The organism is Streptomyces boetiae, assembly GCF_031845405.1.
GTDB classification, from domain to species: Bacteria; Actinomycetota; Actinomycetes; order Streptomycetales; family Streptomycetaceae; genus Streptomyces; species Streptomyces boetiae.
In genome coordinates this window covers 123,611-146,601 of the sequence record NZ_JAVREN010000010.1, presented here as the reverse complement: position 1 = coordinate 146,601, position 22,991 = coordinate 123,611, and the positions used below count along the sequence as shown (strand labels likewise).

The 22,991-nt window shown below is 71.1% G+C and carries 17 protein-coding genes and 1 tRNA gene; 8 read left to right on the top strand and 10 right to left on the bottom strand.

The window, feature by feature from the left end; translation table 11 throughout:
- Nucleotides 1-128 precede the first annotated feature (128 nt).
- Together RM780_RS10055 and RM780_RS10050 are read right to left on the bottom strand one after the other, a co-directional pair.
- Nucleotides 129-1,301, bottom strand: a complete 1,173-nt coding sequence (locus RM780_RS10055; protein WP_311630248.1) for a helix-turn-helix transcriptional regulator — start codon at nucleotides 1,299-1,301, stop codon at nucleotides 129-131.
- A gap of 7 nt (nucleotides 1,302-1,308) precedes the next feature.
- Nucleotides 1,309-1,770, bottom strand: a complete 462-nt coding sequence (locus RM780_RS10050; protein ID WP_311630247.1) for an NUDIX hydrolase — start codon at nucleotides 1,768-1,770, stop codon at nucleotides 1,309-1,311.
- 145 nt (nucleotides 1,771-1,915) lie between these two features.
- On the opposite strand from RM780_RS10050, the gene RM780_RS10045 reads away from it, so the two are divergent.
- Entirely contained in the window at nucleotides 1,916-2,545 is a 630-nt protein-coding gene (locus RM780_RS10045) for a TauD/TfdA family dioxygenase (protein ID WP_311630246.1), read from the top strand.
- Nucleotides 2,546-3,023: 478 nt separating this feature from the next.
- Nucleotides 3,024-4,700 (top strand): hypothetical protein, encoded by a 1,677-nt coding sequence (locus RM780_RS10040; RefSeq protein WP_311630245.1) that lies wholly within the window; start codon nucleotides 3,024-3,026, stop codon nucleotides 4,698-4,700.
- A gap of 298 nt (nucleotides 4,701-4,998) precedes the next feature.
- Here RM780_RS10040 and RM780_RS10035 read toward each other — a convergent pair whose 3' ends face one another.
- The 5 genes from RM780_RS10035 to RM780_RS10015 form a co-directional block, all read right to left on the bottom strand.
- Nucleotides 4,999-6,384: an AbiJ-related protein gene (locus RM780_RS10035; RefSeq protein ID WP_311630244.1), complete on the bottom strand. Its 1,386-nt coding sequence runs from the start codon at nucleotides 6,382-6,384 to the stop codon at nucleotides 4,999-5,001.
- Nucleotides 6,385-6,479: 95 nt separating this feature from the next.
- Nucleotides 6,480-6,558, bottom strand: a tRNA-Arg gene (locus RM780_RS10030).
- Between the two features lie 256 nt (nucleotides 6,559-6,814).
- Entirely contained in the window at nucleotides 6,815-9,175 is a 2,361-nt protein-coding gene (locus RM780_RS10025; protein ID WP_311630243.1) for a tetratricopeptide repeat protein, read from the bottom strand.
- 57 nt (nucleotides 9,176-9,232) lie between these two features.
- A complete protein-coding gene (locus tag RM780_RS10020) occupies nucleotides 9,233-9,637 on the bottom strand; it encodes a hypothetical protein (RefSeq protein ID WP_311630242.1) in 405 nt (134 codons plus the stop codon).
- 1,358 nt (nucleotides 9,638-10,995) lie between these two features.
- Nucleotides 10,996-12,384, bottom strand: a complete 1,389-nt coding sequence (locus tag RM780_RS10015; protein ID WP_311630241.1) for a hypothetical protein — start codon at nucleotides 12,382-12,384, stop codon at nucleotides 10,996-10,998.
- Between the two features lie 86 nt (nucleotides 12,385-12,470).
- Between RM780_RS10015 and RM780_RS10010 the strand changes: the two genes are divergently transcribed.
- The gene (locus RM780_RS10010; protein WP_311630240.1) at nucleotides 12,471-12,917 is read left to right on the top strand and encodes a hypothetical protein; all 447 of its coding nucleotides are present in this window, start codon (nucleotides 12,471-12,473) and stop codon (nucleotides 12,915-12,917) included.
- A 163-nt stretch (nucleotides 12,918-13,080) separates the two neighbouring features.
- A complete protein-coding gene (locus tag RM780_RS10005; protein WP_311630239.1) occupies nucleotides 13,081-15,219 on the top strand; it encodes a B12-binding domain-containing radical SAM protein in 2,139 nt (712 codons plus the stop codon).
- 61 nt (nucleotides 15,220-15,280) lie between these two features.
- Here the strand turns inward: RM780_RS10005 and RM780_RS10000 are convergent, their stop codons facing one another.
- Entirely contained in the window at nucleotides 15,281-15,901 is a 621-nt protein-coding gene (locus RM780_RS10000) for a nucleotidyltransferase family protein (RefSeq protein WP_311630238.1), read from the bottom strand.
- 76 nt (nucleotides 15,902-15,977) lie between these two features.
- Between RM780_RS10000 and RM780_RS09995 the strand changes: the two genes are divergently transcribed.
- Nucleotides 15,978-17,087, top strand: a complete 1,110-nt coding sequence (locus RM780_RS09995; RefSeq protein WP_311630237.1) for an aldo/keto reductase — start codon at nucleotides 15,978-15,980, stop codon at nucleotides 17,085-17,087.
- Nucleotides 17,084-17,911, top strand: a complete 828-nt coding sequence (locus tag RM780_RS09990) for an endonuclease/exonuclease/phosphatase family protein (protein WP_311630236.1) — start codon at nucleotides 17,084-17,086, stop codon at nucleotides 17,909-17,911. Before RM780_RS09995 ends, RM780_RS09990 begins: the two co-directional genes overlap by 4 nt.
- 177 nt (nucleotides 17,912-18,088) lie before the next feature.
- Here RM780_RS09990 and RM780_RS09985 read toward each other — a convergent pair whose 3' ends face one another.
- Both RM780_RS09985 and RM780_RS09980 read right to left on the bottom strand, forming a co-directional pair.
- On the bottom strand, nucleotides 18,089-18,787 hold the full coding sequence (locus RM780_RS09985) for an SDR family oxidoreductase (RefSeq protein WP_311630235.1): 699 nt from the start codon (nucleotides 18,785-18,787) through the stop codon (nucleotides 18,089-18,091).
- A gap of 3 nt (nucleotides 18,788-18,790) precedes the next feature.
- Nucleotides 18,791-19,816: a tetratricopeptide repeat protein gene (locus tag RM780_RS09980; RefSeq protein WP_311630234.1), complete on the bottom strand. Its 1,026-nt coding sequence runs from the start codon at nucleotides 19,814-19,816 to the stop codon at nucleotides 18,791-18,793.
- Between the two features lie 564 nt (nucleotides 19,817-20,380).
- On the opposite strand from RM780_RS09980, the gene RM780_RS09975 reads away from it, so the two are divergent.
- A complete protein-coding gene (locus RM780_RS09975) occupies nucleotides 20,381-20,821 on the top strand; it encodes an ATP-binding protein (RefSeq protein WP_311630233.1) in 441 nt (146 codons plus the stop codon).
- A 323-nt stretch (nucleotides 20,822-21,144) separates the two neighbouring features.
- Complete coding sequence (locus RM780_RS09970; RefSeq protein ID WP_311630232.1) at nucleotides 21,145-22,986, top strand: hypothetical protein; 1,842 nt, start codon at nucleotides 21,145-21,147, stop codon at nucleotides 22,984-22,986.
- Nucleotides 22,987-22,991 lie beyond the last annotated feature (5 nt).

The window sequence follows — 22,991 nt, the reverse complement described above, 5'->3', positions numbered from 1 at the left end:
CTTCTGTGTCCGCACAGCCGAGTGCGATCCATTCCCGCCATCATCTCCGTTGCGGTTGCTCTGTTGTGGCCGGTCGGGGGCGTCGGCCTTCGTTGATGTCTCGATGCGTGCGCTGGACAGCGGTACCGTCACGCGGCCATCTCCCTCCGCAGCCGGTCCAGGGCGTGCTCTGCGACCGCGTGGACATCGGGCAGTTGTCCGGCGGACGCCCGCAGGACGCGCTGCAGCTGGTGGGGCAGGCGCAGGCGGGAGGCTTCGCCGATGGCGAAGGTCAGCCTCTCGGCGGCGTCGGCGCGGTCCTGGGCCAGGAGCCGGACGCGGCCCGTTGTCACTGCGGCGATGACCCGCCACTGAGGGGCGGCGGTAGCGGCCGGCGGGGGGCCTGCTTCGGCCAGGCGGATGGCGGCGCCGAGGCGGTCAGTGGCGACCAGGCCGCGCAACTGGATCTCGTGCAGGGCGTAGGGGTTGAACAGCGAGGTGTGCTCCACCTCCGGCAGCAGGGCCTGGCTCTCGCGCATCACCGCGTCGAACAGCGAGGTCTGGCCGGCTTGGCCGGCCGCGCGGGCCAGGAGCGGCAGGGCGGCGGCGCGGTCGGTGCGGTCGGGTGCCAGCGCCGCTGCGCGGCGCAGCCGTTCGACGGCCGCGCCGCGCAGGCCGGCCTTGCGCAGTTCGTTGCCGTGCATCCGCAGCGCGTAGGAGGTGAAGCGGGGGTCGTCGAGGTGGGGGGCGATCCGCAGGGAGCCGGCGGTCCAGCGTGCGGCCGTGGCGAGGCGTTCTTCGGGCAGGACGTTGCCCAGGGCGACGCCGAGACCGACGCGGGCCCGGGCGAGCAGGCGCAGGGCGGAAGCTTCGGTGTGGCCGTCGTGGACGCGCGCTTCCAGGCGGGCGGCCAGTGGCCACAGTTCGGCGACGGCCTCGGCGGCGTGCCCGGACTGGCGGGCGATCTCGGCGAGGCGGACGGTGGAGTCGCCGAACTGGAGCATGGCGCGGTGGTCGGCGTCGGCTGGGTCGGTGACCCCGAGAACGTGGGCGGGCAGACGTAGCAGGGTGGCGATGCGGCGTCGGGAGGCGATGTCATTCACGGTGCGTTTGCCCAGTTCCAGGGCGGAGATGGTGGTCTTGTCGTAGCCGAGGAGATCGCCGAGCGCGGTCTGGTTGATGCGGTGGACAGCGCGGTAGAAGCGCAGGATCGCCCCGAGGCTGCCGCCGGCCAGCACCGCCTGCGCCGCGGGGGTGGCCCAGTGCCACTGAGCGAGCGGGATCAATGGCGGCGGCTCCAGCGGGCGTTGCTGCTCGGCCACAACCGGCCTACCCGGGCTTCGAGGCGAGGTGGGCGTACCAGAGGTGGATGGAGCGTTTGTACCCCTGGGGCATGTTGAGCGCGTCGATCTGGTCGGCGGAGAAGAGGCCGATCTGCTTGTGCTCGTGGCTCAGGACCGGCTCGGCCTCGGGGGTCAGTACGGTGCAGCCGTAGGTGACGATGAGCACCCGCCGCCCGGGGAGGGGTTCGTAGATCCACACCCCGCCGTCGATGAGCGGTCCGGCTTTGACCTCCCAGCCGGTCTCTTCGGCCAGCTCGCGTTCCACCGCCTGCTCGGGGCTGTCATCCCGGACGCCGCCGGGCCCTGCGTCTTTCTCCAGCCTGCCGCCGGGCAGTTCCCATTCCTGCCGTTCGTTCTTCAGCAGCAGCACCCGCTGGCGGGCCCCGATGGCGACGCCTTTGACGGATACGGGCCAGGTGGGCGGCGTGTACGTCATCGCGGTCCTCATGGGCAGCAGGCGGGCGGGGGCACAGCGCCGGAACGCGCAACCTCGGGTCGCAAGGGCCCGCTTTGTCCGAGTCGCCAATCCGTCGCTTTCCCAGGCTAGCCGCCTCTCCCGATAGTGAAAGCACCCCCACCTCCCGGAGGAGACGATGAGCCAGAGATCTCCGCGCGAGACGTTCGCGCGGCACTACGTGAATCCGGCGGCCGATGACGCTGCGGACGCTATCGCTGCGCGGATGCGCGAAACCGGCCTGGTCACGGTGGACGGCCTGACCAGCCGCCGGGCCGTTCTCGACCTGGCCGCGAAGTGCATGCAGCTCATCCCGCACCGCGACAGCGAGCCGCACGGGCTGACCGTCATCCAGGACTCCGGCCACCCGAGCCAGCCGTCAGGATTCGCCGGCTTCAGCAACCAGGCCCTGCCCGTCCACACCGAGCGCTCCGGAACTCCCGAACCGCCGCGCCTGATGCTGTTCGTCTGCGCCCGGCCCGCCGAGGTCGGCGGGGCCATCCGGTTGGCCGACGGCCGCGCAGTCCACACCGACCTCGCCCACCAGCGCCCCGATGCCGCCACTGCCCTGGCCGATCCCCGCGCCCGTCAGCATATGACGCGACGCCACAGACGGGCCCTCCGAGTAGTTGATCCGGAAGTCTGCCCGATGCACGCAACAGGCACTACTCGCTTGCGGCACCACCACCGTCGCCTGCTCCCACCGGATGCCAAGCCCGTGCAACGCCTCGCTCGCGCCGACATCTGGCTAGCGCGCTGCTGTCGCTAGTCGGCGCAGCGCGGTGGCGCTGTGCGTGGTGGATCGGTCGGCGCCGCCGGGTCGTGGCCGACCAGTTCCCGCGCGGCCCCAGCTGCGGGGCTAGCACAGCCGAGGTGGGGCTGCTCGCAGTGTGGGTACAGACCCGGCGCTGACCAGTACGCGGCCCAGAGAACGCAGCAGACCTGTGACGCCACCGTGTGAGCCGGATCCGGGCGGACCGCCGGTTTGCGCCGCCCGTCCGGATGCCGGCACGCGCACACCACCACGCTCCAGATGGATTCGCCTGCGAGATCATCCCGCAGGCGCCGGACCCCTGCCTACCCCGTCCTGTCGGAGACCCGAATTCCCCGGCAGGGCAGGCAGGGCGCCGCCAACCGCGAACGATGTTGGCCGGTGCTGGGCGCGCGCACCCTGCGAAGTACAACCCACGCGGAGTGTCGGTGCCGGGCAGGACAATGGGGCAGGGCCGAAGGTCGTGGGAGGCAGGATGGCCATTGAGTGGGATCACCTCGACCAGCCGAGGTTCGACCGTATCGTCGAGGCGCTGGTGCACCGGATGTACGACGGCAACGCAACGGTCGAGACTGTCAACGGGCGCGGCGGGGACGACGGGATAGACATCAAGGTCACCGTCGGCAGACGAGTGCGGATCTTCCAGCTGAAGTACTACCCGGACGGCTTCCCGAGCTCCTCGTTCAAGGGCCGCCAGAGGTCGATCAAGAAATCCTTCGAGCGGGCCATGCAGCACAGCCCGTACGAATGGATCCTGGCCGTGCCATGCACTCTGAGCCGTCAGGAGAGGGAGTTCGTGAACGCCCTTTCGGGCGGGCGAAGCGTCCGCGTGAGGGTGATGGACCGGGCGGAGCTGGACAGCCGACTGGCATTTCACTCCGACCTGGAGGCTTTTTTCAAGCGTGACCAGCTGTTCGAGGCCGCGAAGGTCTACAACCAGGAGAGGGCCGTTCTGGCCGACGGTATGCAGGATCTGGCGCAACGGGTATCCGCGCTGGGTGGCCAGGTCGACAACCTGGACCCGCACTGGACGGTGGACTTCGCCCGCCAGGGCGACCGGGTGGTCCATACGCTTCGGGGCAAGCATCCCCGCGCCCATGAGGTCAGCCCAGTCAGCATCACCGTGACCGGGCGTGCTGGCTCGGATGCCGAGCTGGATGAGACGGTGACGCGCGCCTTCGGGTTCGGCACATACGAGGAGGTGGTCCTTCCCCCCGAAGCTGTCGAAGCGCTCTCCATCACCGGGCCCGAATGGCTTGCGAAGACCCTCAGGAACGTGGAGGTCCAGTTGCGACCCAACGGCCCCGCACCACACGCCGGACTGGCAGCCGAGCTGCTGCTCCTCGGCCCAGACGAGAAGGTGACCGCCTCCTACAGCGGACAGGTCCACAGCCTGGGCCAAGGAGGCTTGGGCCGATCCGTCGACGTCGAACTGCCCGGCGGAGCGCTGCGGTTGCTCATACCGCATGACGGCGCCGTGCCCGCGACGATTCAGTTCACCGCATCGCTGAAAAACATCGAGCCCGCCGCCGCTGCGCGCATCTTCCGCCTGCCCCAGCAGCTCCTGGCCAGTGAGACCTTCGAAGTCAAGGTCGACGGCAAGACCGTCAGCGGCGGGAATATCCCGGACGTGCCGGGGGACGAGATGCAGCGCTGGGAGCAGATGAGGCTGTATGTCGAGGACCTCGCCATCCTTCAGCAGCACACCATGCAGTACTTCCCCATCCCCCTCGACATCACCGCCGAGGACCGCGTCTCGCTCCGGGTCGCACGGCTCCTCATCGACGGCCACACCGTCGCCTCGCCCCGACACCGCCTTCTGACCTGCACCCTCAACGGCAACGACTCCCCCAGCCTGCGCTCCGCGCTCACACCACAGACTCCTAGAGGACTCCGGGCCACAGTCGAGCAGCTGACGCTCACGCTGGCCGGACGAACCTTCGACCTCGGCCCCGCGCACTTCTCCCACCCCAGGGCGGCAGCAGTAAACAGCCGGCAGGCCCTCGCAGCCCTCGACACCGGCAACGCTGAAGGCCTCGGCGTCAAGTTCCGCCCCGTCGACGGCGAACACTTCCGCCTGCGTCTCGGCACCAGCCTCGAAGATCAGCCTCCCACCACGCTGGATCTGCCCGGCTACCCCGAACCCCGCTGAGTACGTCCTTCACGGTCCTACCCAGAGGCAGGGATGCCCTAATGGCACCCACAAGACACAGTGGCCCGCTCGGGGACACTCCCGCCTCATTGAGTATGCCCGGACCGGGGCGCAGACCCTGCTGCGCACCTACCTGCCCGCCGGCCTGATGGCCAACGCCACGCCTGGCGGCGGACGAGTGCGGCTGACGGCCGTCCGCGCCTCCCGCTCGCCGAGTGGCCTCGCGCCCGACGCGGCCTCCCGCGGGGGGCGTACCGCGCTGATGACCATCGGCGGACGCCTCCCTGCGCGTGGTGGGTCAGTCGGTGCGCGGGCTGACGTCGAAGCGCCGGAAGAGTTCGGTGAAGAACTGCTGGAGCAGAGAGCGGGCATCGTCCCGGCCGATGAGTTCGGTGGCGCCAAAGCGGAACACCTCGTAGCCGCTGAGCTTGAGGTCACGGTCAGCGCGCACGGTTGCCGCGTACTCGGCCGTGTTGGCCCGGCCATCGGGGGTGCTGTAGTGCTGGGCGCCGTCCACCTCCAGGACGATGCGCTGGCCGTGGGGAAGCAGCAGCAGGAAATCCATGCGCTGGTTGAACAGAGCGTCACGGCCGCGGGATCGGACCGTTTTCGGGTCCCAGTGCAGCCACACTTCGGGCAGGAGCGCGGGCAGGTCGGGAACGGCAGGGCCGTGGATGGCGTGGTAGAGCTCCCACAGGTTCCGCTGCGGGGGCGAACTCCTCGGCAGGCACTCGCCGAGCCGGTTATAGAGCGTGGCCTTCGCCTCGACGTCCGAGGGCAGCTGGTGGGTCTCGCGCCACCACGCCTGAAGGTCCCGCCACCGGATGCCATCCGCGCTGATGGGACGGTCGTAGACCAAGACCTTGTCCGCGTTGCCGACGATCTCGACGTCGTTGTCCACCGCGCTGCGGAACCGAAGGTCGGGCTTGGCCAGCGACGCGAAGATCAGGTTCTTCGGCCGTCGCGCGTGTGCGAGACCGCTGGCGACCACCCGGAACACCGGATAGCCATCCTCAGTCCCGGTCTCGCGCAGCTCGGCCGCCACCACCCGCAGGCACTCGTTGATGGTCTCCACGATCCGTCGCTGCGCCGGCTCGTCGGGCATCACCTCCGGCGAGACGAGTCCTTCGAGGAACCGAATGAACCGTGCGTCACCGGCCTCGATCGCCCCCAGCTGCTCGAAGAGGTACTCGGTTTCCCAGTCCCCCGGGTTGCGAAACACGTGCTGGTCGATACGCGCGCCCAGGCCCGCCGGCCTGCCGGTGAGCACAGAGGCGAAGGGGTCGTTGTCCAGGACCCACAGGCGGTCCAGGAGGGCGCGGAACCGGTCGGCACCGTGCACGAGATCCTGCAGGCCGAGGGACCGGGCGATCTCACGCCTGGTCCTCTTAGGAATCTCCCGACTCCCGCCCGCCCACAGCAGGTCCTGGATGACGTTGCGCGTCGCCGGGTCCGGTCGCAGGGCAAGGAGCACCCGCTCAGCCACAGCGGGCAGCTCGTCGTCCACCACAGCCGCGAAGCTCTCCCGCACCCGCTCGCGTTTCGTGCCCCCGGCGGCCGGTTGCGGCAGCCCCAGCCGCATGCAGGCATCCCCCAGAGCGTCGTGCGTGTGTTCTTCCACCAGGCCCTCGACAACACCGCCGACCAGCTGCCGAAGCGTCACCATGTCCCTGCCACCGGTCACCGCGCGATTCTGACAGACGCCACCGACACCGCACCGCGCCGAAAGGACCACGCACGCGAAACGGCACCCTGAAGCAGCGGCTCCGCTGCTTGGGCTCGCTGCAGGACTCGAACCTGCGGCCAAGTGCTTAGATGGCGCTTGGTCGATGCTGGGCCGGTGAGGCGCTGACCTGCGGCGACTCCGGCCCTCAGCCCCGCTTGTTGGGGAACCTCGACGCATATTTGTCGAACGGCTAGGAAACGGCTCGGCACTCACGCAGGAAGACCGCCGGATCCCGAGGCGGAGAGAGCCGCGGAACAGCACCGCGCAGGTGGGGAGGGCGCGAGCATGTCCGACGTCAGGCGGTGCGGTGGTCAGCGAGCACAGTGGTTAGGTGGCGTTGGATGTTCACGCAGCGCGGGAGCAGCGGCGTTACCGCCCGGGCCCCTCATCAATGGGAAGGAGAAGTCCCGCGAGGGGGGAAGTCCGCGATCCGGCGGTGAACCTGCTCCGCTTCCTCGGCACGCCCCAGCCCCTCCAGGATCGCTGCAAGCAGTCCCAGCCCGTCACGCAGCAGGCCGGAGAAGGCCGCCGGTCGCGTTTCCGTCAGCTGGTCCAACCGCTCTACCGCCTCCTCCGCTGCCGCCAAAGCTCCAGGGAGGACGCGCCCATTTTCCACATCGACCTTCAGCCAAGCTGAACGCAGAAGCGTACGAACCAATTCGGGCTCGCGACCGGATTCAGTGTTTGCGGCCAAGCCACGGTAGATCTTCACTGCTTGTTCCACCACAGCAACTGCATCACCACGCCGTCCCGCCTTAGCCAGGGCGAGAGCGAGGTTGTTCAGCGCTTGGCCTTCACGGTGGTGGTCATCGAGCTCGCGGAAGATGCCGACCGCACGGGTGTGGGCTTCGATCGCCTCCTCGAACCGTCGCACCTCCGCCAGCACGAGACCGAGATCGCTCAGCGCTTGGCCTTCACGGTGGTGGTCATCGAGCTCGCGGAAGATGCCGACCGCACGGGTGTGGGCTTCGATCGCCTCCTCGCACCGCCGGGCCTCCGCCAGGGCGAGAGCGAGGTTGTTCAGCGCTTGCCCTTCGCCGTGGCGGTCACCGAGCTCGCGGCAGATGGCCAGGTCCCGGGTGTGGGCTTCGATCGCTTCCTCGAACCGTCGCACCTCCGCCAGGGCGAGACCGAGATTGCTCAGCGCCCCTCCTTCACGGTGGTGGTCATCGAGCTCGCGGAAGATGCCGACCGCACGGGTGAGGGTCTCGATCGCTTCCTCGAACCGTCGCACCTCCGCCAGGGCGAGACCGAGATTGCTCAGCGCCCCTCCTTCACGGTGGCGGTCACCGAGCTCGCGGCAGATGGCCAGGGCGGTGGTGGTGAGAGTGATCCAGTCGTCGAAGTAGCGGCGGTGGTCGAGGTAGCCGGTGAGGCCAAAGGCGAGGGCGATGGTGGTGGCGGGGTGTCCGAGGCGGGGGGCGGCTGTGGCGGTGGCGATGAGGTTGGCGAGTTCTGCGTCCAGCCATTGGAGGGCCCGGCTCCGGTCGTGAAAGCCCGATGAGCGGGGGCCGGGCCAGAGCTCCAGATGGGTGGCGGCGTCGGCGGCAGTGTCCTGGTAGTGGGTGAACAGACGGGCCCGAGCCGTCTCACGCTGGTCTGCGGCGGCCTGGGACGGCTCACGGCCGCATGCGTAGGCGTACAGACGGACCAGGTCGTGCATGCCCCATCGCCGGCCATGCCTGCGTTCGACCAGGTGTGCGCGGGCCAGGCTTTCCAGGATCTCCTCGGCGCCCAGTTCTTCGACGGCGGCGAGGCGGGCGGCGGCTTCGGTGGACAGGTCCGGGCCCGGGTTGAGGGGAAGGAGCCGGAAGAGTCGGGCCTGCTGCTGATCGAGGCGTGCGTAGGACAGGTCGAAGGCAGCGCGAACCGCAAGTTCATCCCGGCGTAGCCGTCTGAGCCGTGTATGTTCGGCTTCCAGCGCGGTGGCCAGGTCGGCCGCGGTGCGTTGCTGGGTGTGGTCATCGGCCAGGAGGGCGGCGGCGATGTTCAGGGCCAGTGGCAGGCACGCGCACAGCTGGGCGATCTTCGCGGCTGCCTCGGGCTCGTCGCGGACGCGGGTGTCCCCGTCGCCCCGCAACATGCGCAGTTCTTCGCGCAGCATCTCGACGGCGTTGCGTTCGTCCAGGACGTCCAGGTCGTGCAGGCGGGCGTTGATGGCCAGAGTGTGGCGGGAGGTGACCAGGGCGGCGTTGACGCCGTCGGCGGGCAGTAGGGGACGGACCTGGTCGGCAGAGGAGGCGTCGTCGACCAAGACGAGGACGCGCTGTCCCTGCTCGGCATAGGCGGCCAGGATGCTGTGGTAGAGCCGTTGCCGATCCTGGAGGGTGCGCGGGAGGTGGTCGCCGGGTACAGCAAGCGCCCGCAGCAGCCCCTCCAGCGCCTGCTCGGGCGGGACGAGGCGCTCCGCGTCGTAGCCGTGCAGTTCCGTGAACAGCACACCACCGGGAAACCAGCCCCACACCTTCCACGCGAGGTTGCCGACCTTCACCGCGAGCTCGGTCTTGCCGACACCAGCCAATCCGGAGACCGCGCTGACCAGCACCGTCCGCGGCCCGCCCGCATCACTCCCGCCGGGGGCCAGAACCTTTTTGACCTCCTCGATGTCCTTCTCACGGCCGGTGAAGGCGGGCGAAGCCCCCGGCAGGCCGCCCAGGGCTGGGGTAATCTGCGGCGGCAACTGGACGGTGATGTCCCGGCCCTGGATGACCGGGCCGATGAAGACGCCGCTGCCGCTGATGGAGTTCACGACCCGGAAGTCAGACCCGCCCCTGTCCGCCATCCGCCCTTCCTCCCTTCTTCCTGTTCAGCTCTGTGCCGACGGGGTGCCGTCGCTGCCCGCGCCCGTCGGCGGCTGCCGTGGGGGCGCGGCCTGCTCATGGGGTGGGGTACCGAAGGAGAAGTCCCGCCCCTGATAGACCGGACCCGCCTGGATGCCGCCGCTGATGGTGTTGTGCAACTCACCTCCCACGCCGCCGGCCCGAGCCGGAGGCCGAGCAGTAACGGGACTGCCGGAGGAGCGCACGAGCGCTAGAACCGCGACGACGGTGGAGAACAGGGAGGCCGCCGTGCCGACGATCCCTCCGGCCAGTGCCGCCGTATCGAGATTGGCCACAACCACCAGTACCGCCAACCCGACGGTCAACGCCCCGCAGACCACTGCGGTCAGCCACACCACCACCCGGGATCGCCCGGACATCCCCTCCGTCACCGTCCCCTCCCCTCAAAGCAAACACCTGAGATGACGGCCTGTCAGCCAGCCCTGACAGTAACGGAATCGTCTGGCTGACCGCCCTTGTTTCTCCAAGTCCGAGACTTCAACCCTGGCGGAGCGGTCGGCATCTCGGGCCCGAAGCCGGGCAGGGCGAGTTGGAACTGTCCGCTCACAGGGCCTCCCTAGCGGGTTGGGGGCCGGGAATCCGGCCGCTGACGGGTCGTGGTTGCGGCTGTGGCCGCTTCGTTGCTGCCGCTTGGGGGTTGGTGAACTGGGGGGAGTGCGCGGCCTAGACGGCCGTGTGGGGCCGCGCCCGGGGTGGATTGCGGCCCCACACGGGGCGCTGCGGTCAGCCGGTGGGCAAGTCCATAGCGAACAGATCGGCCCGGCGGTCCACCAGCTTCCAGCCGTGGTCGGCGAAGACTGCTTCGTCCCGGCCCAAGGCAAGGACGTCGGTCAGATAGCACTGGACGCCGTGGGCGAACTCATCGAACGCGTCGCCGCTGGCTCGGCCCAGATGACGTTGCCGCCTTGGTGGACGGCGGTCAGGGCGACGTCGTCGGTCCGGATCGAGATGCCCTGGCCGAGGAGCACGCCCACCGGACCGAGGCCCCGATCATGGCCAGCCCGGCGCGAATGATGGGCTCCGCGCTGCTTGCGCGTTCTGGTAGGCGTGGTCGGAGATTCGGTGACCCGGCGGCGTGCTCTTGGTCCTCGTCCACCGGCGGGGTCGCGGTAGTCGTGGCGCATGGCCGCCAGGCCACCGCAGTCCGCCAGGCGTGGTCGATGGCGACGGGCTCGGGCGTCTTCGTCTGTACCCGGGGAGGCGGCGGGCACTTGAACGGCGGCCGGACCGGCCACCTCGGCCACGTGCCGCTACGTCGCCGAGTGGACCGTCGTGAAGACCCGGTGGCAACTGACGGCCGACGAAGCCGAGTCCGCTGCGCTCCGCCAGGCCGCCGCCGGCTGCGAGGACGTCGTCCTCGACGTCGAGGTCGCGCCGTAGCAGGCGCAGGGCCGGGCGTTCGGCGACGGTATCGGCGGCGCGCCCGGACTGGCGGGCGATCTCGGCGAGGCAGAGGGTGGAGTCGCCGAACTGGAGCATGGCGCGGTGGTTCGTCGCGGGCGGTGTCGAGGGTGAGGACGGGGGCGTAGGCGCCGACAGTCTGGAAGCCCCGGTGGTAGGCGGTGCGCTGAGCGACCTGGGCGACGCTGCGGTCGGACTCGATGGGAGAAGGACCTTGCGGCGGAACTCAGGTGGATGGCTGCAGGGCATGGGCTCGTCCTGCGGCCCAGATAGCTGAATGTCCGGCAACTCGTCTCACCGATCTCCAGGCTCATCACTGTCTGAGTTGTCAGAGCTGGGGTGTGGCTGGGTGCAGGAGGTGGCGGACGCGTTCGTCGAGTTGGGTGGTGTGGTGCAGGCGGCGGCTGCGGTAGGGGGTGAGGTGGCGGCGGATGTCGGCGAGGGCGGAGCGGGTGCGGGTGGAGGCGACGCCGTCCATGTGGTCGATCGCGCGGTGCCAGGTGGCGCAGGCTTGTTCGAGGTGGCCTTGGCGGAGGGCGGATTCGGCCTGGGCGGTCAGGTCGAGGGCGATGATGCGGGCGTAGGTGCCGGTGGGGCGTGAGGCGGCTGCGCGGGCGTAGTGCTGGGCGGCGCGGGGGTGGTCGCCGAGGGTTTCCAGGACCTTGGCGGTGCGGGAGAGGACGGTGGCTTGGGGTGGTCCCCAGGCCAGGGCCCAGAAGGGCACGTCGTCGCAGTAGCCGGTGTCCAGGGCGGCGCGGGCGCGCTCGATGCCGGTGACGGCGGCGGGCCGTTGGCCGGTCTTGGCCAGGGCGTGGGCGTGGGTGATGTGGAAGAGGGCCTCGACGGGGGCGGCGACCTGTCCGCGGGCGCGGGTGAGAGCGGTGTCGGCCAGGTCCAGGCAGTGCTGGGGCCGGTGGAGTTTCATGCCGTGCTGGGACATGGTGCGCAGGACGAAGGGGGCCTGCCCAGGTTCGCCTGATTCGGCGGCCAGGGCGTAGGACTGGAGGAAGTAGCGCTGCGCGAGGCCCTGTTCGCCGGAGTCGTAGGCTTTCCAGCCGGCGAGGTGGGCGGCGGCGGAGGCGACGGAGAGCATCCGGCGGCGGGTGGTGTCGGTACGGAAGCGTGCCCGGCACAGGGCGGCGATGTCGGTGATGAGGTACTGGGCGAAGGCTGAGCGGCCGTGTTGCCCGCCGTGGCGTTCGTCCATGTCGGCGAACAGGCGCACCATGTCGCGCACGGCGTTCACCTCGGCCGTGCCGGCGACGGCTCCGCCCCGGGCCGCGGCGGTGCGGCGGGCGGTCTCCTGGACGGTCTGCAGGGGGAGGGTGGCGGCGGCCATGGAGTAGGCGGAGGTGGTCAGGAACCGGCGTCGATGCACGTCTGCCTCTCCGATCATCTGCAGGACCTCGACCGGGTCGGGGCCGAGGGACAGTCCGATGCTGTCATCTTCTGCGGCAGAGGCGGCGGTTGGCAGGCCCAGGTCCGCGCGTGTGATGGGCCGGCCCAGGCGACGGGAGAGCGCTTCGGCGAGGCAGCGGGCGGTGGTCTCTTCCGGGACGGCCCCGCGGACCCAGTGATGGACGGCCGACTTGTTGGTGCGCAGGCCGTGGAGGCCGTTCTCGGCCGCGACGGCGCGGACGTGCTGGGCGGCGGCCTGATAGGTCAGGCGGGCCTCGGCGAGTAACTCCCGGAGCTGGGCGTTGAGTTGATGGGGCATGGGGTTCCCGCCTCGCCTCGTATACCGGATATACCGCTGCGCTGCCCGCACACCGTACCGCCCGCACGGCCCGGGCGGTTCACTGCTTGCTGAAGCTGAGTGACGCAGCGTGGCTGGAGATGGTGGTGGGCGGAGGAGTGGTGGCGATGTCGTTCCCCGAGGAGATCCGGGTCCTGGCGCCGGCGGCCAGAGCGGTCGACCGCGTCGCGGCCGAGCGGGACGCGGATGTGAAGCTGGGCCTGGAGCTGGCCGGTCAGGAGCTGGAGGGGCCGGTGGTCGACGTACTGAGGGTCCGCCTGCTCGGGCACATCGCCGATGTGCTGCCGGCGGCCCGGCGGTACGCCGCGGTGCAGTCGGCCGGACCGGCCCGCGAGGAGGCCGAGCGGGTGCTCGCCGGGGCCCAGGCCCTGCTCGGGGACACCGCCCTTGCTCGGGGAGCGGCTGGCCTGCGGAAGCTGGCCGGAACGGCTGGCTGGCTGGTGCAGGCCGCGGCCCTCGCGCCACCGCCCGCCGCCGGACAGCGCGCGGCGTAGCCGCCCTCGGCGCCCCGGCCCGTAGGCCCGGGCCGCGGTGGATCGCTCACGCACGCCGGAAGTCCCGCGAAGGAAGCCACCTCTGGCTTCGTCAGCATCCCCCTTTCCCTCCGCGCAGCCCTGGACCAGCGCGGATCCACGGAAGAAGGTCTCTCTCATGCTCATGCCCGACTCCACAGGTGCCCGCGCGCTGGAAGCTCTTCGCCTCGCCGGGGCCCACGGACTCGACCGGGCCGCACTCGCGCCCGCCTGGAGCGAACTGTCGGCGCTCCCTGACGAATTAGGCGCCGCCGTGGCCGAACGCGCTCCCGGGCGGGTGCTCGTACGCGGCACGCTGGAACGGCGACTGATGCTTCTCGAACGCCGCGACAGCCGTTGGGCGGCGGCGGACCTCTCGGGTCGGCCGCACGCAACCCGGCGCTGGCCCGGGTGGCTAAAGGGGCATCTGCGGCTGGACGCGCCGGAGGGCTGGCTGTCGCTCGCCTCGCTGGATGCGTTCGCCGCGGACCGGCTCAGCCGTCCCCGGGTGCTGCTGGCCGCGCTGTATCACCCCGAGTACTTCCCGCTGCCCCGGTTTCCCTTGGGGATCAGCGACGTGGCCCGAGCCGCCCGCTCCACGCTGAGGGGCTCGGTGGAGCTGGCCGATATGCAGCTGGGTGTGACGCTGGAGGACTTGATCAGGCGGGTGGCCGCGGACCGGCCCGACATCCTGGGGGTGTCGGCGACCTTCGGCCAGCACGACCTGCTCACCAGCCTGCTGGACGCGGCGTTCGCGTTGCCGGACCCGCCGATGGTCGTGGCCGGCGGGTCGCTGACGGCGCGGACCGAGGGCCTGCTGCTGGAACGCTACCCGCGGCTGCTCGTGGCCCGTGCCGCGGGCGAGGCCACGATGGAGGCGCTGTTGGCGCACTGGCACGGCGATCTGGGCCGTGACCAGGTCCCCGGCCTGGGCTACAACGGGGCCGCCCGGGGCGGCGGGCTGGCGATCGGCCGGCGCCGCACGGCCAAACCGGCCTCCCGGGACGCGGCGGGCGACATCCTGCCCGAGCTGGACCTGCTGCCGGCCACCTTCGAGTATCACGGCGTGGCCCAGCTGGAGACCAGCCGCGGGTGCACCAACTTCTGTTCCTTCTGCCCACGCGGCCACAAGGGCCTCTGGTCCGGCGCCGAGCCGGAGGGACTGCCCTGGCTCCTGGCGGAGTTACGCCGGATCTTCGACCGCTACCCCGGCGTCGCACGCACGCTGTACCTGGTGGACGAGGAATTCATCGGCCGCGGCCCCGGCGCGGCCGAACGGGCCCTGGAGGTTGCCCGGCTCGTGCACGGGGCCGGGTTCGCGTGGGAGTCGTCCTGCCGGATGGACCAGGTGGTCGATCCCGCCCGGGACGAGGCGTGGCACGCGGAGCGGGCCGTCATGTGGCGGGAACTGGTCGGCCGGGGGCTGCGGCGGATGCTGTTCGGGGTCGAATCCGGCGTGGACTCCATTCTCCGGCGCTTCAACAAGGAGACCACCGGCGAGCAGAACGCCCTGGCCATCCGCACCCTCTCCGCCCTGGGCGTGCCCACCCGCTTCACCTACATCACCTTCGACCCCCTCATGACGCTGGAGGAACTCAAGGCCAGCTACGCCTTCCAGGGACGGACGGACCTGCTGCTGCACCCGCAGCCGCGGATGCCGGCACAGGAGATCGTGCGCGGCGTGCGGGATGAAGCGTTCGTCGCCGAGCACGCCACCGGGCGGGCGCTGCACACCGGCATCTCCTACATGCTGGTGTCGATGGAGTGCCTGACCGGCGCCGCCTACACCCGCACCGTGCAGCAGGCCGGGCTCGCCGGTGCGCAGCGCCCGTCGATGGGCCGGGTGGACGCCACCTACGCGGACTGGCGCATCGGCGTGGCCAGCGACTGGGCCCAGCGCTGGGTGGACCGGAACTTCGCGCTGGACTACACGCTCAAGTCGCTGGAGAAGGTCCTGGACGGCCCCCCTCGGCGGGCGGTGCGCCAGACGCGGGTGGTGATGAAGGACGCGTCTTTCAGCGTCCTCGGCCAGATGATCACCGCGATCGACGCACACCCGGCCGCCGCCGGGCGGGTGGGCGGGGAGGAGGCGCTGTCGCAGCGGGTCCGCGCCGTGCTGGAGACGCAGATCGACCGGCTGCGTGAGCGCATGGCCGCCGCCCTGCCGCAGGTCGCCGGTGTCCTGGGGGCGGAGCACGCCCGGACACTGCGGCGCGAGCACCGACGGTGGGAGACCGCCACCGGGTGGCGGCTGATCAATGCGGCGGACCCCTGTGGCACCTGAACCGGCCCGGCCTGCGGCGGCCCGCCACCCCCGCGGGGGCGGCGGGCCGCCGCGCGGGCGATCAGGTCCCGGTCTTCTCCGGGATGGGAACCCAGTTGAACTCCGGGCAGAACCGGCGGTAGGTCACCAGCTTCCACGCCGCGTACTCCTCCAGCCGCCCGGAGATCCTCAGCAGATGCTTGACCCAGGTATGGCAGACCCGCTCCTCGAACGTCATGGACGCCGCGATCTGGTCGAGCATCCGGCCGGCCACCACGAAGTCCTCCACCGTCAGCGCGCTCAGATCGACCTCCACACCCTCCACACGGAAGGAGAACACCAGGCGCGTGGTGGAAAACCGGGTCGCGCGCTCGCCGAGGAACCGGGCGTGCCCCTCAAGGGCCTTCAGCAGGACCTCCCGCTCCGCCACCGGGTAGCCGATGCCCAGATCCAGGTCCGAGGTCTCCAGGTTCAGCCCGGTGCCGAAAGATCCGACATCGCGCGGCCGGTGCCCGGTCCACCCCTCGATCAGCGAGGAGGCGTCGGCGCGGACACGGGCGAGCCGCTCGTCATGGACACGCATAGCAGCGTAGAAGCGCTCCGCCCGCTCGAACTCGGCAGCGGTGAAGTCGCCGCGACCGGCCCAGCCCGTCGCCGTGATCGCGTCCAGATCCAGATCCGTAGTGAGGTGTGGGTTCGTCACGCCGCACGACCCTAGCCTCACCCGCCCCACCCTCGCGGAGTCTCTGACAGGAAAAGAGAAGAAAAGGAGGAAGTGTGTGAGTGGCATCCCCACCGGCACGCTGCCGCACCGCACCCTGACCGGCGGCCTGTCCGTGCACCCCATCGGCGTCGGCTGCTGGGCCATCGGCGGCCCCGACACGAATCTCGGCCTGCCCATGGGCTGGTCAACAGCCGATGACGCCGCTTCCCTGCGCGGCCTGGAGACCGCCTACCGCCTCGGCGCCAACCTCTTCGACACCGCCGACGTATACGGCCACGGCCACTCCGAACGCCTCCTCGGCCGCCTGGTGGCCGCCGTGCCCCGCGACAGCCTCGTGCTGTCCTCCAAGGTCGGCTACTTCGCCGGCACCGCCGCCCACCCCTACCTTCCCTCCCACATGCGCCGCCAGCTCGCCACCACGCTGGAGAACCTGAACACCGACCACCTGGACATCTACTTCCTGCACAACGCCAACTTCGGCCCCGACGACCGCTACCTCGACGGCGCGATCGAGCAGATGCGCGCCTTCCAGCGCGAAGGACTCATCCGCGCCGTCGGCATGCGCGGCCCGCACCGCTTCGCCACCGAACGCCTGAGAGTGCCCGCCGGACAGCGCGGAGACAAACACACCCGCTTCCGCCACCTCTTCGGAAAGGTACGGCCGGACTACCTCGCCGTACGCCACAACGCCCTCACCCCGCCCCCACCCCCCGGCCAGCAGGACATCTTCGCCTTCGCCGCCCAGCACAACGCCTCCGTCCTGATCAACAAACCCCTCGCCCAGGGCCTGCTCACCGGCAAATACACCCCCGGCAACCCCCCGGCCTTCACGCCCGGAGACCACCGCCTGCGCAAACGCTGGTTCACCCCCCAGACGCTGGCCACCATCCACGACGGCCTGGCACCCCTACGGGACCGATTCGGCCCCTCCACCGGCGACCTGGCCCGCGCCGCACTCCAGTACTGTCTCCACCACACCGACAACGCAGCCGTCCTCGTCGGGTTCACCACCCCCGAGCAGGTCACCCAGAACCTGACTGCCACCGGCACCCCGCTCACCCCGGAAGACCTCGCCTTCCTGCGCACCACCGCCCTGCGCCTCCAGCAGCGCCTCGACGCCACCGGCGAGGTCTTCCTCGACGAGAAAGAACCCCCCCACCGATGACCGCCGGCCAGCTCTCCCTCCTCACCCCCGAACCACCCCGGTACACCCCCTCCACCACCACCGCGCGGCTGATGGTCTTCAACGTCCAGCACGCCGCCCCCGAGCGAGCCCGCCGGCAAGCAGCCTGGCTCGCCGGCCAGGAGATGGCCGACCTGCTGATCCTCACCGAAGTGGGCACCAGCCCCGGCGCAGACGCCCTCATCACCGCCCTGGGCGACCACGGGTACGCCTCCGTCCTCGCCCCCCAGCCCGCCGACCGCGACTACCGCACCGTGCTCGCCTCCCGCTCCGCCGAACTGGAACCCCTCCCCAGCGGCATCACCGTCCTGCCCCACCGCGCCCCCTGCGCCACCGTCCGCATCGGCGACACCCCCTTCACCCTGCTCGGCCTGTACGTCCCCTCCCGCGGCCCCAAAGACCGCCGCAACGAGAACAAGCGCGCCTTCCAGCAGGCCGTCACCGCCGCCCTGCCCGCCCTGGCCGCCCGCAGCGACGGTCCGCTCATCGCCGCCGGCGACCTCAACGTCCTCGAACCCGGCCACACCCCCCACTACAGCGTCTTCGGCCCCTGGGAATACGACTTCTACCGCTCCTTCACCACTGCCGGCCTCACCGACGCCTTCCGCCACCTCCACCCCGACACCACCGAGCACTCCTGGCACGGCCGCAGCGGCAACGGCTACCGCTTTGACCACGCCTTCCTCACCACCCCCCACCGCACACAACTCCTCGCCTGCCACTACCTCCACCAGCCGCGCCAACTCGGCCTCACCGACCACTCCGCCCTCCTCCTCCACGTCAGCGGAGCAGAATCAGCCCCCTAGAACGACGCCACCGCCGCCCACGGGGTCCGTGTGCGCATCTCGTCCTACACGCGAGACGTCTATCCGCTCGGCCGAGAATCTCGGCCCGGCTGGAGAGTTTCGATCGCCTAGTGCGCGCCGCCTCCTCCCTGGATAGCGGGGATGCAGCCGTTGCCGAGTTGCGTCGGGCCGCGGGTCTTACCAGGGCAGGGGCTGCCGGTCGTAGAAGAGACCGCCGGTGGTGGTGGCGTCGTCAGGGAGGGTGGCGAGCCAGACAGGGGTGTCGGCGCCTTGTTCGGGAGTGCGGGGCGCCCCGGGGCCGCCCATGTCGGTTCTTACCCAGCCGGGGGATGCCGCGTTGACGAGGATGCCGGTGCCGGTGAGGTCTGCAGCCAGGACGCGTGTCATCGCGTTGAGCGCGGCTTTGGAGACGCGGTACGCGGGTTCGCTGCTGCTGGTCATCAGGCTGAGGGAGCCGAGGTTGCTGGAGACGTTGACGATGCGCCCGTAACCGACGCTCCTCATATGGGGAATCACCGCGTTGGCCAGGCGCCAGGCACCGAGGAGGTTGACTTCCAGGGTGGCGGTCAGAGTGTCCATGGGGAGTTCGCTGGCACGGCCCGCGCCGTCGGTGACACCGGCGTTGTTCACCAGGACATCGAGTCGGCCGTGCCGTCCGACGGCATGCTCGACGGCGGCCGTCACGCTGGCGGGTGAGGTGACGTCGAGTTGGAGCGGTTCGGCTCCGGCCCCGAGGACATCGTTCACTCGCTGGGCGCCGCCCGGGTTGCGGGCTGCGGCCAGGACGTGGAGGCCGCGGGCGATGAGCTGGCGGGCGATCTCCGCGCCCAGGCCGCGGTTGGCGCCGGTCACCACGGCGATGCGTGTCTGGGGCATGGGTCAGGCCGCCAGGGCGGCGATCCTCTCGTCGAGCGCGGTGACGGCGGGGCTGGAGCTGAACGGTTGCAGGGAGGTGCGGAGGGCAGAGACTTCCTGGCTCCCGCGGTTGGAACGGGCGCTGTGGGCCAGCTCGGCGGCCTGGGCGGCCAGATCGCATGCGTGGTCGAGGTGCCCGGCCTGGAGGCGGGCGCGGGCCAGGCGGATGGTGTAAATGGTGCGGTCCCGGACGTAGGAGGGGGCCTGGTCGGCCAGGGCGCGCATCAGTACGGGTTCGGCCTGCTCCGGCTGGCCCAGGTCGACGAAGCACGCCCCTGCCTGGGCGGCGAGTTCGGCTGAGTCGAAGTAGTACACCCACGCCGGGTCCTGCCACGCGGCGGTGTCAGCGGTGTCGAGGAGTTGTTCGGCTCGGTTCAACGCCCGGGCGCAGGCACGTTCGTCGCCGGCGACAGCATGAGCGCGGGCCTGGCGGCTGGCGAGGAAGGCCCGCACCCGGGGGCTCGTGTCGCCGGAGTGTTCCTCGGCAGTATCGGCGAGGCTGACGGCTTCGACGGGGGCGCCGGCGAGGGCGGCCTGGAAGGCCATGCCGGCCAGGACGTTGGCGCCCAGTGGCCGGTCGTCGGCGGCGTGCGCGGCATGCAGCGCGGTGAGGTAGTGCCGCTGGGCGGCGGAGTGCAGGCCGGAGTCGAAGGCAACCCATCCGGCGAGGTAGGCGAGTTCAGCAGCCGTTCGCAGCAGGCGTTGACCGAGGGCAGCCGAGTAGGAGGAGTGGCTGATCAGCTCGGTCACCATGTGCAAGTCAGCCAGGGCCAGGCGCAGGACGCTGTCGCCGCTGAGGCGATCATCCAGCTTGCGCAGGGCGGGAATGCGGTCCTCGACCCAGGCGACGGTCTCCTCGTCGAGACGGCCGCCGTGGGCGGAGGCGGTCAGCCGGTCGGGCTCGGCGCAGGCCCAGCCGGAAGCGGCTGCCGTTACTGCTACTCCGCTCACCGTCATGAACCCTCGGCGGTCGATCAACGCATCCTCCATGAGCGCTTCAAGGGCCTCCAGGGCCCCTTGAGTGGACCAAGGGAACGCAACCCGGGCCGTCTCGGCACCGGGCAGCCACTGGGGCCAGTGCAGTAGCCGCACCCGCTCCTCGGGCACCCCCATGGCGCGCGCCAGCGCGCGTTGGTTCGCCCCGTCCGGTCGTACCCCCCGGTTTTCCCAGCGCCACACCTTCTGAACGCCGTCGGCGGACAGGTTCAGCCCAATCTCCCGCCCTGCCTGAGCAATGCGGACGGCCGTGTTCTCCAAGCTCCAGCCGAACACCGCGCGTGCGTGAGTGAGGGGGTGACGGAGCAACGGTGGTACTCCCCGAGGTTGTTGAGCCACGCCGGACCCCTTCCTTCCGCTTCGGTCCGACTCTATGCGTTCCCGCTGGCTGACCACTGTGGCCTGCCGTAACCCCTCGGGCAAAGAGCCGCGCGACATCGTCCCAAGCCCGTCCCAAAGACACCCTCGCCGTCGGCGTGCTGTCGTGGACCCCTCCCGGCACCACCGTGCGTATCGGGCTAGCTACCCGGCCCGTCCCCCATCGAGCCAGACAGTGAGATGACGATGGTCCCAACTCAGATCCGTCCCGGGATGCGGCTCTTGCCGCATCCCGGGGCGCGTCCGCTCAGCCTCATCGTGACGTGCCCGTCCGCCCCCCGGTGCGTTCCTCAGATGCGCCACATCGGCGGCACCGCGCTCAGGGAATGGGGTCTGGAAGCCCTGCTGGGTACAGCTCTGCTGCTCATCAGCGAGTTGGTCACCAACGCTGTTCAGCACGCCGCGGCGGAAGAGATCAGGGTCTCGATCTCCTTCGGCGAGGACCTGCTGTGGCTGGCCGTGGACGACGGAAGCCCCGGACTGGCGCGAGTAGAGCACGCAGGCCCGGAGGCGGAATCCGGCCGAGGGATGGCCATCGTCGAGGAGCTGTCCGAGGAGTGGGGAACGGACGGGCCGCGCACCTGGTGCGTCGTCAGGGCGGCCGAGAGCGGGGCGTCGTGACCGGCTCGGGCGAAGGCGGGACCGCCTGCCGGCCCCACCGGAGTCTGTTCGGCGCCGGGGCGGTGTCCTTTTCGAACCTCTTCTTTGAACGAGTGATCACGATGACGGGTAATGCTGACGGAGCGACCTCGGGCTCGGCTTTCTGTCCGGCGGGGCGGGGGGCTTTCGGGTTGGGGGCCATGGGAGAGGCCGGGGTGCACTCGGCTTCGGGCTGGGGCGGTTCCGCGTCGGGGCGGCGTTTGGGCTTCGGGCCGTTGCTGGTGGGCCGGGAGGCGGATCTGGCGGGGCTGGAGGAAGTGCGCGGTCGTGGGGGAAGGGCTGGCGTGGGGGCGCTGGTGGCGGTGTGCGGGCCGGCAGGTGTGGGGAAGACGGCGCTGGTCACCGAGTGGCTGAGGGGGCTGGCGGCGGAAGGTGAGTTGCCGGGCGGGGTGCTGTTCGCGGACCTGTCCCGGCGCTCGGGTGTGGGGGATGTGCTGGGGAGGTGGCTGCGGGAGCTGGGCGGGTCGGTTCCGGATGCCCTTTCGGAGCGGATGGCGCGGTGGCGGGCGATAACCGCGGGCCGGGGGCTGGCGGTGTTCATCGACGCCGCGCAGCGCGGCGGGGAGGTGCGCGCGTTGCTGCCGGGTGCGGGCTGCCTGACGGTGGTCACCAGCCGCCGGGTGCTGCCGGAGCTGGCGGAGGACGCGGAGGTCTATCGGCTGGGCTGGTTGACGGACCGGGCGGTGGCGGACTGGTTGCGCCGGGCGCTGGCCCCGGGGAGTACCGCGGGTCTGGCTGCTTTGGCGGTGGCGTGCCGTGGCCTGCCCCTGGTGGCCGGGCTGGTGGCGGGCGTGCTGGAGGGCCGGCCGCAGTGGTCCGCGAGTGACCTGGCCGGTGAACTCCTTCCCCCCTGCGGAACCAGCGACGTGGGGGAGGAGCGGGTGGCGGTGCCGCCGCGGGAGACGATGCGGCTGGCGCTGGATGTCGCCTACCGAGCCCTCGCGCAGCAGGATGCCGGGGCCGCCGCCTGCTACCGGAGGCTGGGCGACCTGCCGCGAGGAGTTCTCGACGCGGGCCTCATCTCGGCCGTCACCGGGGCGGACGCCGAGCTCGCCGGGGGTTACCTCGACCTCTTGCACGATCGCGGCCTGGTCGACGCCGTGGGGGAGGATCTGTTCACCGTGGGCGAGAGCGTCCACCGGCACGCGGGCGAGGTGTCGCGGGCGGTCGACGGTGAGGGGACCCGCTCGGGAGCCGTGCGCCGCTACCTCGAAGGCGTCGGCGCCGGCTTGGAGCGCCTGGGCGGGGACCCCGCGGGCGAAGTGGAGTGGCTGGCGCCGCGCTGGGAAACGCTGGTGGGCGCCGTGCACGCCGTGCACGCCGGCGCGGCGGCGGGCCTGGACGCGCTGGTGGTGCGGCTGGCCGCGGGCCTGTGGCCGGGGTGGCGGCTGTTCGCCCCGTGGGCCGCGATGACCTCCTGCCAGCGGATGGCGCTGGACGCGGCTCGCCGCCTTGGTGACGCCGCGGCGGAGCTGGCCGCGCACCAGGCCCTGGCCGTCGGCCTGCACGGCCTGGGCGGCGGGGATGCCGCGCTCGCCGCGCTGTCCGCGACAGCGGGGCTGGCCGGACGGCACGGTGCCCGCGCCGCGCGGGCCCAGGCCCTGCACGACCTGGGCCGTATTCACGGCGAACGCGGTGAGACCGGGGAGGCCCGTGAAGTGCTGAATGAGGCACTGGAGTTGCGGCTGGGCCTAGGGGATGAGCGCGGCGCGGCGCTCACCCGCATCGAGCTGGCCCTGGCCGTCCTCGGCCCGGGCGGCGAGCCGGCCGAGGAGCAGGCCGTTCAGGCGGGCCGGTGGCTTCAGGAGGCCCGCGAAGTCCTGCTCGCGCACGGTGACTCATTCGGCGCCGCCCGCGCGCTGGCGGTGCTCGGCGAAGCCACCGCCCACTCCGCCGCACCCATGGCCGGCCTGCAGCTCCTGCGGCAGGCCGGCGAGGAGTTCGCCCGCCTGCGCTGCCCCGACTGGCAGGGCCGCTGCCTGCTGCGGGCCGCGGCCCTCGCGCAGCACCTCGGCCGGGCCGAGGAAGCCCGGCGCCTCTTTCTGCGGGCCCGGCAGTTCACTCCCGGCCTCCCCGCCGGGGATACTCCGGCCTGCCTCGCCCGGCTGGGAACGCCCGCCTCCTGACCACC

Coding starts and splice junctions, on each gene's coding strand:
- RM780_RS10050 (WP_311630247.1), bottom strand. CDS start 1,770: ATGAGGACCGCGATGACGTACACGCCGCCCACCTGGCCCGTATCCGTC.
- RM780_RS10045 (WP_311630246.1), top strand. CDS start 1,916: ATGAGCCAGAGATCTCCGCGCGAGACGTTCGCGCGGCACTACGTGAAT.
- RM780_RS10040 (WP_311630245.1), top strand. CDS start 3,024: ATGGCCATTGAGTGGGATCACCTCGACCAGCCGAGGTTCGACCGTATC.
- RM780_RS10015 (WP_311630241.1), bottom strand. CDS start 12,384: ATGCCCCATCAACTCAACGCCCAGCTCCGGGAGTTACTCGCCGAGGCC.
- RM780_RS10005 (WP_311630239.1), top strand. CDS start 13,081: ATGCCCGACTCCACAGGTGCCCGCGCGCTGGAAGCTCTTCGCCTCGCC.
- RM780_RS09990 (WP_311630236.1), top strand. CDS start 17,084: ATGACCGCCGGCCAGCTCTCCCTCCTCACCCCCGAACCACCCCGGTAC.
- RM780_RS09985 (WP_311630235.1), bottom strand. CDS start 18,787: ATGCCCCAGACACGCATCGCCGTGGTGACCGGCGCCAACCGCGGCCTG.
- RM780_RS09980 (WP_311630234.1), bottom strand. CDS start 19,816: ATGGAGGATGCGTTGATCGACCGCCGAGGGTTCATGACGGTGAGCGGA.
- RM780_RS09975 (WP_311630233.1), top strand. CDS start 20,381: ATGACGATGGTCCCAACTCAGATCCGTCCCGGGATGCGGCTCTTGCCG.